We start from the raw sequence: 10,780 nt of genomic DNA, 5'->3' as shown, positions 1-10,780 counted from the left end.
GGGTATTTCGAGGTGTCCGCTCGCGAGGATTCCCGGCTGGGTGGACTACGAGGTGCCGTCGTCCGCACCCCGCCCCTAGCACGCTGTTGAAAAAGTCGAAAAACACCTCATAAGATTGATTTGATCTACTGCAGGTAGGGGTCACCCGCCTGTTGCGGCACCAAATGTTGGCGTAAGCACTGCCCGTCTGGACTTTTTCAACACCCTGCTAGGCCTCGGTCAGCGGGAGCACTGCGTGAAAGGCTGGTCGTAGAGGTGGCGCAACGCCGAAAGCGACCGGCCCTGGTACGTGCCGGGCGCTCCGTTCGTCAGGGTCACGATCCCGGGCCGGCTGTCGGCGTTGATGCTGAGCGACGTGTCGTCGAACGGATCGCTAATCTTGCCGCGGTCCTCCGGCCGACGGACCAGCGAGGCCGAGAACCCGACCCGGGGGTCGGTCGGTGGGTCGATTTGGCAGTTCATGGAGCAGAAGCTTTCGATGAAGAGGACGCGCCTACTCCCCTTCTCGATCACCTCCACGCGTTCCCCGGAGATAACGATCCTGACGGCGTCGGGAACGGTAAATCGACCGCCGGCGGCGTAGGTGCCGCCCTGGTCGGGCCGGAGCACATGCGGCGCGGCCGATGCCCAGCCCGGAGCCGCGCAAAGGACGACTAGGACGAGGGTGGTTGCACGCACGGTGTCGTCCTCAGTACGGCTTCAAAGTGCAGCCCGGCTTCAGCTTGATGTCCTTCGCTGGGTAAGCGCCCATCCGGTAGACGACGTAGCCCCGAACACCCTCGTCCACCTCCCAGCCCATGAAGTCCTCCACGTCGCCCTTCTCCCTGGGGTAGGCGCATATGCCTTCGGCTGCACCCAGCTTGCATGAGTGCCGGATGAAGGTGCCGGTGCAGTCACGCGCCGACGAAGCGGACGAAAGCGCCAGCAAGGCGGTTCCTGATATTAAGACAAGGCGGGCGAGCATCAAACACCTCGGGGTAAATCTGAAAGAGGATCAAGCTTCGGCCCATGATGCAGCCGTCGCAGTTGCGACGCTGCTCCACGAGGAAGAGGCGCGGTCTGTCGCTGAAAATCTCAGGCGTCGGCCTTCGGACTGGATGGAAAAGCACGCAGACTATCCTTCCAGCATATCAGCAGCCGTTCTACCACCTCATATCCGGCAACCTCTGTGAATTCCGAATGTCGTGCGACCGCGGTGGCGAATTCACAGTTGACCTGCGTCTGCGGCAGCGTGCGATTCTGCGTTCTCAAGCCGAATTTGTCGTCTGGGTACATGCCCGCGCTCGCTTCCGCCTCGAGCGTGACGAACACGCAACCGCATTCCGCGGCTGACGCTTGTCGAGCCGACTTGACCCACCGGCTCCCCCGGGGGTTCTGCCTAGTGGATCGAGCAGATCACGCTCGACAGCTTGCGGCCGCGGTACTTGGCCGAGAGGGTGGGATCGAAATAGTCGGCGCCAGTGACGTACAGGAAGGGCTTGCCCTCCACGTACGGCGAGACCGGAACGCCGTTCCTGCGCAGCGTCTCCGTGACCTCCTTCTCGTCGCCGAGGACCGTGATCCCTACGTGGATCGGCGGCGCCGTGCCGGGCCCGCGACTGAACATCCTGCCCTGATGGTTCCATCCCTCGACCGTGGTCGCCGTCAACCCGTGGAACTCGATCCTGGTTCTGGGCACGAAGCTCGGGATGCCGTCTCCGTTCTGAGCCGGCTTCGTACCGATCGCTCCTGCCTTCTGAAGCGCGCCGAGGACGACCTCAGGCTTGAAGCCGCCGTTGCACTCCAGAGCCCGTACGAGACCAACTACGCCGTCTCCGGCCGTCGTGACGGCGGCAGGCGCCGTTGCCGCTGCGCCGTCGTTCCAGCGCACCGGCATGGCGTTCGGATCCGCGCGACGCTCCTTGCCCCAGAGACCGTCGAGGTAGGAAGCGTCGGCCAGCACGATGGAGTCGACCTTGGCGACCTCGCCCAGCTTGCGCTTGCCGGTGCGAACGGCATCGATGTCGCCCTTCTTCACGACGGAGATGAAAGTCACCACGGCTCCGGAGCTGCTGGCGACCTCGTAGGAGTTCGCCGTGCCGATGCCGTCGGGGATCTCGAACATGGTCCGGGACACGTAGGTGAAGCCGTTGCTCCCCAGCCGCGCGCGGAGGTCTGCGAGCGTGGTCTCTCCGAAGTTCACGCCGGGATAGTCGGTCGGACTGCCTGCGACGCGACCGCCCCAGCTCGACTCGAGATACACGATCCGCCCGTCGGAGCGCCGGGCGGTCACCGCCAGTTCGTTGCCGTCCTGGAAGACCCATTTGCGCATGCTGAACGGTCCCATCTCCTGGGAGGCTGAAGGCTTCATGCCGAGCGTCGATGTCTTCGAGAGGTCTTCTTTGAGCCTGATGCCCGACATGGATTGGGCGACCGCTCCGCCGACGCTCCCGCAGAGGGCGAGGCACACAAGCAACGACTGTCCGACGAGGCGCATTTCAAGATCCGTCTGGAGATTGATGGAAGCGGGCCGAAGCCCTGCAACCTAGGATCCTGCAAGTAAGGGCCGGCGTAAAGCGCTTGTCGGTCTGATGGTGTGCCCGAGATTGAGGGCCCACCCTGACGCCGAATGATCGAGGGCGTCGGCACCCGTCGAGATTAGAGTGCGATGTCCGGCGCCCGAGCAACGGTATCGGCATCCGATCAATGGCGAGCTGCGTCCTTCAGGATTATAACGTCGCGAAGGGGCGACCGGGGCAGCACAAGGCCGACTGCACGGCCGCTTCGATGGCCGGCTCCTCTTTCGGTGCCGGCAATAGTCCTGCACCCGACCCGCGGCCTGCACGGCATATGTCGACGCCCGCTGAGACACTCGTTCATCAAGGACGAGGGCGATGACAATGCGTTGCAATCTCCGGGTCGGCGAACCCGTCGCTCAATTTCTTCCGACGAAGCGCGGCGAGATACGGGCGACCGCCGAGCCGATGACGACAGCGTCAACGGTCGAAGGGAACCTGAGACCGGGAGTTCACCGCGTGATCCGCACCATCATCTTGACGGCGACGGCCGCCTTTCTCACCTGGCCGGAGTTACCTGCGCTGGCTGGCCCCGATGCAGCGTCCCTGGCAGGGGTCTACAAGCTCATGCAGACGCCCTCGACCGAGGGGGGGGCGCACGTTCCGGAACGAGGACATCCTCGAGATCGTCCCGTACGGGAAGTCGAAGGATAAGGCCTACTTCAGGCTCTACACACGGAGGTTTGGATGCGCGGAATGGCATTGCTGGCCCTCGCGGGCGCCCTGGTCCTGGGTAACGACGTCGCCAGAGCCGACGAGAAGGTTTCGGGCGAATGCCTGATCTCCGTCCGCGGCCGCACCTACCGGGACGGCCCCTGCCGGATCACGCTCTACCGGGGCGGGGGCTTCCTGGCCGGCGGCGGGCGCGGGGGCGAGTACTTCGCGACGGTGGACATCGATGCCGCCTCCGGAGGCGCGCAGGCGTTCTGGAATGGCGCGGAGGCGGAGAGCCACGCCCATGATCCGCTCGGCGACGTCGTGCGCCAGGGCGGTTGCTGGGTGAACGCCAAGGCCCGCGTCTGCGCCTGGCGGCCGGGAACGCGTCCGCGCGCTGAGGCGCCTGCATTCGACGAGGCGCCCCGCGTGGTCCCGACGGCGGGAAGCGGCTCAATCGACGTGCCCATCGTCATCGGAGGCAGCGAGAAGTTCGACGCATGCACCGGGGCCGGCCACGTCGTGGGGCTCGATCCCCAGGGCGACGGGTTCCTCTCGGTGCGCAGCGGACCGGGCGGCAAACCGTATTCGGAGTTGGACAGGCTCTATAACGGGTCCCAAGTTTCGATCTGCGACGAAAAGGGTCCCTGGATGGGCGTCGTCTACGGTCCGCGCTCGATGGATTGCAATACGGGCACGCCCTGGGCGACCCGCATGCCCTACACCGGCCCCTGCAAGACGGGGTGGATCCATTCCCGCTACGTGAAGGCGACGGCCGGCTGATGACGGAGGCGACGACGAGATCGGCGTTGGAGGCGGCCTTCGGGCAACGCGTGCGCATCCGCGCGCCCGACGTCGTCGGCGAAGGCTCGGCGGCGACGCTCGCCCTCGGGCGCATTCCCGGCGCCGGTCTCGACACAGTGGCGGCCGCGGGGGCACACGTCCGCTGGCATCTGCCGATCATGATCGTTCACCGGGCGATGACCGGATTGTTCGACACCGGCGAGGCAGTCGTCGATGTTCCGAAGGTCGAGGAACTCAGTCGGCTGACGTCCGAGCTGCAGGCGCTGGGCATCGAGGTTCGAAGCCGTCTGGAAGCCCGGTAGCGACCTCTCCGCCGGCGCGACGGGGTTGGCGCGTCCTTGCGGCTGCTCTATGACGGATCGCCCTCAGGAGCCGTGAAATCCATGCGAGCCGACGTTCTGCGCGTCGCCGCGACACCGGGCTTCGCGCTCGCACTCGCTCTGGCTTCGACGTCCGCCTTCCGGGCACAGGCCCAGTCGGAACCGTTCATGTCGTACAGCGGCGGCACGTGCAGCGGCGTCGTGCAGGTCCAGGATGCGAAGATCCGCTGCGCCAAGGGCTTCAAGATCTCGTCGGAGCTCTACGACGGCCCATCGACGATCATCGTCAGCGGCAGCACACCCAAGGGGACCTACCTTTTCCGCCTGATCTCGCCCCGCAAATACGGGCGGCGGGGCGAGGAGGGATTCTTCTCGCAGATGTCGATCGACGAAGTCGAGACAACGATCGACGGTCGCAAGCCTCAGAAGACCAAATCGATCGGCGCCTGCACCTACCGCGTCTTCAAGGACGTGGAGGGCAGCCTCCGCTGCAACGTCATGACCGAGGACGGCGACGTGGTCGATGTCGTCGCGAGCGGCCGTTCGAAGGATCCGAGGTAGCCTTCCGGGATCCGGCCCGGGTTACTTGCCCTTGAGCCGCCAGCGTCCGGCGTAGCCGACGCCGACTCCGCAGCCGAGACCGCCGATGCCGTCCTGGGGCTCGACCTCGGCCACGCCCTTGGCGAACTTGATGGACAGGTTCGGCTTGCCCTGGCTGCGCTCGTCCTGGATCACGAGCATCGTCTGCAGGGCCGCCTTGCTTCCGATGCGTCCTGCCGTCTCCTCGACGGCATCGAGATCGCAGTCGTTTCCGCTCGCCCCGTTGAGGGTCCGGATCGACACCTTGAGAGGACGTGCCGCGGACATGCACCCCAGCGCATCCTTCTGCTGACAGGCGGACACGTCGGTCACGGTCATTGTCCCGGTCGTTTTGCCAGAGGTGTACGTGTAGGTGCCGAGGGCCTGGGCCGAGGCGCCGGTCGCGGTGCAGAGGCACAACACCGACAAGACGGCGCCGATTGCGCAGATCCTCGTTCGATCTCCCATGGTCTTCCTCCCGGTGTCTTTCGACGTCAATCACCGGTCGCGCGGAAACGATCCGCGCCGACCTCGGACATTGCGAGACCGCTTCCGTTTTATCGAACGATCACGGGCCGGGCCGGGTCCAGCCGCGTCGCTAAACCTGTGATGCCGAAGGCCGCATTGCGTGGCGGATGCGGCCGCAAACGTGGCCCGCGATATGAGCTCCTTCGCCGAGTGGTCGGTTGCATATCCGGCCATCCGCTCATGCCAGTCGCGATAGAGCACGATGACGGCCGGATGGTAGACGCGGCCGAAGCCGCGCACGCCGCAGGCCGCGTGCCACGAGTGTTTTACGACAAAAAGGTGGACGGCGTCGCCCTTTCTAGCGAACAAGCGCACCAGTCGCGCGCGCCCTCGATGGAAGCCGATTGTTCACGACAAGGCAACCTTTGCGACCGATGTACCGGTGGTTCTGACGCCGACATCGGGACTTCACGTTGTAGCGTCCGGCCCGGCGCGGCACAGTCCCGTCCGTCCACGGTCAGTAAGGACCTGCGTTGTCCAAGATCACCCAACCGCTCGCCCCTGTATTGGCGATCGGCTTCTCCGGCGCCGCCGAGGCGCAATCCACGCTCCGCGTCGTCGACACGGGAGCCAACGACGTCCTCAACGTCCGAGAGTTTCCGACGTCGAACGCGCGCATCGTCGGCGTCATCCCGCCCGACGGCCGGGGCCTCGTGCCGTCGGGCGAGCGCAATGGCAACTGGGTCTTCGTCCGATACCGGAAGGTCGAAGGCTGTGTCTCGAGCCGGTTCGTCTATCCCGAGGCGCCGCCCGTCCGGCGCGGACGAAGCCTCGAGGACTAGACGGAGTAGATGCGCCTCGACCGAACGGCGTCCCGTCTTGTCTGCGGTCTGGCGATCGCTCTCCACTGCGCCGCGTCCGCCGCTCCGGCTCTCGGTCGAACGGACGGAGGCGAGCTCGCCCAGGCCTACTGGGGCGCCCGACCGGACGCCGGGCGGCAGCCTCAGCTCGTCAGCGCCGAGGTGCGGATGGTGGGATGCCCGGTGAGCGGCATGGCCGACGACCCCGCGCCGCCACGGACCAAGCCCTCGACCCGCGTGCTGATCTCCCAGGGCACCGCCGCTGCGCTGGCCTTCTTCACGACCCGGGAGGACGCCTCCCGCGGCGTGCTCGGTCCCAGGTCGTGGTCGTGCCACGGCCAGTCGGGCTCGGATGGCGACGTCCTCTACGTCGTCCCCTCGGAGGCCGTGCTCGACCAGGAGAACGGCGGCTACAAGGGTCCCATGATCCGCCGGCGGGTCGCGGAAGGATCGACGTCGGGCAGGTTCGAAGTAGCCCGCGTCGCCGGGCGGATCTTCCCGCAGGCGCGCCGGTTCGCCGAGGGCGTCCGATCCGAAGGCATGGACGACGCGGGAGCCTACGTGTTCACGCTATGGCCCGCCGACGGCGTCGAGAAGCTGTCCGACGGCGTCGCGGTCTATACGACGCCGGGCGGCAGCCGAGGGATCGGCCACCAGGGCAAGCCTCCATACGGGCCGGACGACACCACCGGCGTCGTGATGTTCGAGACCTCGTCCGAAGGTGACCCATACCTGCTGTAGCTCGACGTGAGACTGGGCGGCGGCGCTGATCTGCCCTCCGCAGCCATCGTCACCGCCTTCCTGGCGCGCCTGAACGTACCCGACCCGACACCTCAGCCTGCGCCGCAGCCGACGCGCTCCGCCCAGGGACCTGCCGCCGATGCGGTCGTCAGGGCGTTCTACGAGGCGCTCGGCCGCGCGGACGGCAAGGCCGCGGCCGAGATGGTCGTTCCGGAACGGCGCGCCTCCGGCCCCTACTCTCCGGAGGCGATCTCGCGCTTCTACTTAGGGCTCGCCGAGCCGCTGGTGCTGGTGCCTATTCGATCCCTCGGCGGCGAAGCAGTCGAGGCCCGGTACCGCTATCGCAAACCCTCGAAGGCTGCGTGCGACGGCGTCTCCGTGGCAACGGTCGTCCTATCCCACGCCGGGACCTTCATCTCTCACATTAAGCCATCCGGCGGCTGCTGATCGCAACTCTGTATGCGCAGCTCGATGTTGCCGCTGCCCGCACTCTTCTCGGCTAATGTTGCTTCAGCGACCTGGAGCGGTAATTCGTTCGCCTGCGGCCGAAAAATCGTCGAGCGCGGCGCGCCACCTCCCAGCCGGGTGATCGCACCGGAGTCGGCCCGAATGCACTTCGAGGGCGCCACGACCTTAATGGCAGAACTCAACGGCAGCCAGACCCGCAGCGCGTTCCACCCTGCGGCCAGTGCCTATTGTATCGGTTGGTTGGCCGAGCCCAATATCATCCGCGCCTTTCAACTAAACGTGAGACTTAGTCAACCCTCCACCTTCACCACACCACCGCCAACTGCTAAGCAGATCGGAGTCGTAACGCCAACGGATCAATCCCGATGCGCATGCTGTTGATAGCCCTCGCGATAATCTCCTTCGCTGGTGCAGCGGTGGCCAATCCGCCGATCGACGAGGTGCAGAACGGCCTCTGTCTTGAGCTTAAGGTCGACGGTGTCACCAAGGCCTGCAATAACGATATGCTCCTGAAGGACGACGGAAAGGGTTCGCTTGATTTCATTACCGGCTTCACCGGCGAGCGCGGAGCCAAGAAAACCGTCGTGGACTTCGAATTAACTCAGACATCAGATTTAGAGAACAGCTACGGCTACGCATTGCGTATCCGGGGCATCAAACTAATGACCTACGATGACAACACAAGCATCTCGCCATACCCCGCCACAGGGATCTGTTTTATGGTGAAACCTAATCCCGTGAGGGCCGGCAATAAGAATATCCGTCAGGATATTGTGATGATGTGCACAGCTAACATCTCCGACTCAAACGCCAAGATCCGCAAGATCGACTGGAAGTTCGTTCACTAGGCCCAAGGCAACGCTGGCCGAGCTCCGCGTTGCTGATCCGGCCTTACCTCCGTCTGGATGGAGTTTTCGCCCAGCCATGGTGACTTCTTTCGGTGTGCGTCTCCCGCTTTCTCTCGCGCTATGCAGCGGTACCTGCCAAGCTCAATCGCGCTCTGGTCTAACGGTGGGCGATCCCCTGACGAAGACATCCAGCATAGGGTTGCGACCGGCGGCCTCCAATGAGATGGGGCCCTTCTCGGTGAGGCGGTGGGTCTTCCCGGATGGGAACGAACTAGCCCGTCTTATTCATCGGACGATGGCGGTCGGTCGGTTTTGGGCTGATGGCGAGCGGGATCGCGCGTCTGTTCTGACGCCTATGGCTCTGGATTGTTCTGTCGGCGCTTGAGGGACGGGAGCGGGCTCGGAGGGGGCATCACGACCCCGACGTTCAAGCTGGAGCCGGTGCGAGTGCGGTCGCCAGGTGACGCACGAGGTTGGCCTCGGGACAGGCGGCGGCGAAGGCGAGGCGGACGCGGGCCGCGGTCTCACGGATACGGGCGCCGAGCTTCAGCAGCCGGAGACGGATCGTGGCGAACTCCGCTTTGGCGAGGCGATGGGCGGCTGGGATAGCGTCTCGCACGGTGAGCATCAGCCAGTAGGCGGCGGTATGAAGGACGAGCCGCATCTGGTTGGCGGCCGGGTTCCGGCACGAGGTACGGTCGGACGCGAGTTGGCTTTTATGCAGCTTGATTAGGTTCTCGGCTTGGCCACGGGCGCAGTACAGCTCGGCGTAGAGCCACGCCGGCGTGCCGGTCGTGATGTTCGTGACCACGTAGCGGATGTCGAGCCCGAGCCGTGTCGCCTCGATGCGGGCGGCGACACGGCGCTTCTGCCGCCAGGACTTGGCGGCGTGGGTGGCCTCGGCAAAGCCGCGCACCGAATCCTTGTCGCCGACGGCCCGCATGACCCGGATGTGGTCGGCTGTCTCCTCGACCTTGGCGGCGAGGGCCCTGGTGCCGGTGAGACCGAAGACGTAGGCGACGCCGTTGTCCTCACACCAGTCCATGGCCTCGGGCCGCCCGTAATGGCCATCGCCGCGGATGGTGATCGCGGTCGTTGGCCAATGGCGACGGATCGCCCTTACGAGGCGGCGCAGATGGCCGCGGACCTCACGACCCGCGGGTGTCTTCCCTGGGCGCAGGATCACCGCGACCGGGCGGCTGGTGGCGGTGTCGTAGACATGGATCGGCAGGAAGCAGCGCGCATCATGGTGGGCGTTGAACAGCGACAGTTGCTGCTGACCGTGCACCACGTCGCAGGTGTCGTCGATGTCCAGGGTGATGGCGGCTGGCGGCACGGCATAGCTGGCACAGTACACATCGACCAGCACCCGCCCGAGCCGGATGAGATCCCGCAGGCCGGGGGTGTTCTCCAGCCGCGAGACGGTGGGCTGGCTCATGAGATCCGCACCGCTCTCGGGCAAGCGTCCGCAGGCGAGCTTGAAGGCGGGGTCGGCGCGTAGATGGTCGAGGTCGTCGGCATCCTCGTACCCGCAGGCGATGGCCAGGATGCGGGCCAGCAGGATCTCGGGTAGCGAGTGCACGATCCGGCTCGGGTCTCGCCGATCCGGGATCACCGCGGCCAGTTTCAAAGCGATGCCCAATCGCCGGGCGGCCTGGGCGAGCAGCAGGACGCCGCCGTCCGAGGTCAGGCGTCCGCCATCGAAGGCGGCTGTGAGCTTCTTGCCCCGCACGGATGGAAACGCGAACGGCAGCACCGTAGGATCAGACATGGCGGGCGTGGCGGGCTCGATCAGGTGAAGGGCTTGGCGTCAGCACCCAATCTCTAAGCCGTATCAATGCCTTACGCTACGCTCGCCACCCCAGGTCCACCGCTCTGGTGAATAAGACGGGCTAGCATGGTGTTGAAAAAGTCCAGACGGGCAGTGCTTACGCCAACATTTGGTGCCGCAACAGGCGGGTGACCCCTACCTGCAGTAGATCAAATCAATCTTATGAGCTGTTTTTCGACTTTTTCAACAGCCTGCTAGCCGTCACAGGGCGTCGCTCTGATGGTAAGCTCGTTTTTCCAGAATCGAGCTGGGGCGGTCGCGTCCCTGGGAGCCTGACTGACTATCCGGGCACTAAATTAGGCAAGACTACGCTGTCCGATCTTCGAAAGACCAGGGGTAACAATGGCTTCTCGTATGTGTTAAGGCTCGTCTTTGATGCACCGGCGGTGGGCTGGCCACCAGCAACTCGTACGAGCTGTCGAACCTGCCGGGATCTGTCCTGACATTCGTCACGGCGTCCCAAGCCGGGAGGCCAATACACTCAAGAGTAAGGGTTCAAAATTTGGAGACCTCGCCAAGGTCGACTCCGTCATTCTGGCGCATGTAAGCTACCTTGAGACCATCTGGGGAAAAGAGCGACGCAGCGACCCTGCCTGGCGCCTAGAGCGTGTTATGAACTTCTACGGTCGGTTGTGCGTTTGGGTTTATGAGC

13 protein-coding genes are annotated in these 10,780 nt (G+C 64.9%); 7 read left to right on the top strand and 6 right to left on the bottom strand.

The genetic code is table 11. From position 1 onward, the window contains the following. Window positions 1-219: 219 nt before the first annotated feature. From COGEMETH_RS19285 to COGEMETH_RS19270, 4 genes are all read right to left on the bottom strand, one after another. A complete protein-coding gene (locus tag COGEMETH_RS19285; RefSeq protein ID WP_238184224.1) occupies window positions 220-678 on the bottom strand; it encodes a hypothetical protein in 459 nt (152 codons plus the stop codon). 10 nt (window positions 679-688) lie between these two features. Next, window positions 689-964: a hypothetical protein gene (locus COGEMETH_RS19280; RefSeq protein ID WP_238184223.1), complete on the bottom strand. Its 276-nt coding sequence runs from the start codon at window positions 962-964 to the stop codon at window positions 689-691. 110 nt (window positions 965-1,074) lie between these two features. Then, window positions 1,075-1,311 carry a hypothetical protein gene (locus COGEMETH_RS19275; protein ID WP_238184222.1) on the bottom strand — a complete coding sequence of 79 codons (237 nt, stop codon included), beginning with the start codon at window positions 1,309-1,311 and terminating at the stop codon, window positions 1,075-1,077. A 67-nt stretch (window positions 1,312-1,378) separates the two neighbouring features. Beyond that, complete coding sequence (locus COGEMETH_RS19270; RefSeq protein ID WP_238184221.1) at window positions 1,379-2,476, bottom strand: hypothetical protein; 1,098 nt, start codon at window positions 2,474-2,476, stop codon at window positions 1,379-1,381. Window positions 2,477-3,251: 775 nt separating this feature from the next. Here COGEMETH_RS19270 and COGEMETH_RS19265 point away from each other — a divergent pair. From COGEMETH_RS19265 to COGEMETH_RS19255, 3 genes are all read left to right on the top strand, one after another. Next, window positions 3,252-3,992 carry a hypothetical protein gene (locus COGEMETH_RS19265; RefSeq protein ID WP_238184220.1) on the top strand — a complete coding sequence of 247 codons (741 nt, stop codon included), beginning with the start codon at window positions 3,252-3,254 and terminating at the stop codon, window positions 3,990-3,992. Continuing rightward, on the top strand, window positions 3,992-4,315 hold the full coding sequence (locus COGEMETH_RS19260; protein ID WP_238184219.1) for a hypothetical protein: 324 nt from the start codon (window positions 3,992-3,994) through the stop codon (window positions 4,313-4,315). Before COGEMETH_RS19265 ends, COGEMETH_RS19260 begins: the two co-directional genes overlap by 1 nt. A gap of 81 nt (window positions 4,316-4,396) precedes the next feature. After that, entirely contained in the window at window positions 4,397-4,894 is a 498-nt protein-coding gene (locus tag COGEMETH_RS19255) for a hypothetical protein (RefSeq protein WP_238184218.1), read from the top strand. 21 nt (window positions 4,895-4,915) lie between these two features. Here the strand turns inward: COGEMETH_RS19255 and COGEMETH_RS19250 are convergent, their stop codons facing one another. Beyond that, the gene (locus COGEMETH_RS19250; RefSeq protein ID WP_238184217.1) at window positions 4,916-5,251 is read right to left on the bottom strand and encodes a hypothetical protein; all 336 of its coding nucleotides are present in this window, start codon (window positions 5,249-5,251) and stop codon (window positions 4,916-4,918) included. Between the two features lie 662 nt (window positions 5,252-5,913). On the opposite strand from COGEMETH_RS19250, the gene COGEMETH_RS19245 reads away from it, so the two are divergent. The 4 genes from COGEMETH_RS19245 to COGEMETH_RS19230 all read left to right on the top strand — a co-directional run bounded on the left by COGEMETH_RS19245 (window position 5,914) and on the right by COGEMETH_RS19230 (window position 8,297). Then, a complete protein-coding gene (locus COGEMETH_RS19245; RefSeq protein ID WP_238184216.1) occupies window positions 5,914-6,222 on the top strand; it encodes an SH3 domain-containing protein in 309 nt (102 codons plus the stop codon). Between the two features lie 210 nt (window positions 6,223-6,432). Continuing rightward, window positions 6,433-6,981, top strand: a complete 549-nt coding sequence (locus COGEMETH_RS19240; RefSeq protein WP_238184215.1) for a hypothetical protein — start codon at window positions 6,433-6,435, stop codon at window positions 6,979-6,981. Between the two features lie 6 nt (window positions 6,982-6,987). After that, window positions 6,988-7,428 (top strand): hypothetical protein, encoded by a 441-nt coding sequence (locus COGEMETH_RS19235; RefSeq protein WP_238184214.1) that lies wholly within the window; start codon window positions 6,988-6,990, stop codon window positions 7,426-7,428. 386 nt (window positions 7,429-7,814) lie between these two features. Then, window positions 7,815-8,297, top strand: coding sequence for a hypothetical protein (locus COGEMETH_RS19230; protein WP_238184213.1), 483 nt, complete (start codon window positions 7,815-7,817; stop codon window positions 8,295-8,297). 427 nt (window positions 8,298-8,724) lie between these two features. Here the strand turns inward: COGEMETH_RS19230 and COGEMETH_RS19225 are convergent, their stop codons facing one another. Further along, complete coding sequence (locus COGEMETH_RS19225) at window positions 8,725-10,068, bottom strand: IS1380 family transposase (RefSeq protein WP_238184212.1); 1,344 nt, start codon at window positions 10,066-10,068, stop codon at window positions 8,725-8,727. Window positions 10,069-10,780: the final 712 nt, after the last annotated feature.

The organism is Methylobacterium trifolii (assembly GCF_022179685.1).
GTDB classification, from domain to species: domain Bacteria; phylum Pseudomonadota; class Alphaproteobacteria; order Rhizobiales; family Beijerinckiaceae; genus Methylobacterium; species Methylobacterium trifolii.
Note: the sequence above shows the minus strand (reverse complement) of the source record. Positions and strands in the feature narration are given on the sequence as shown.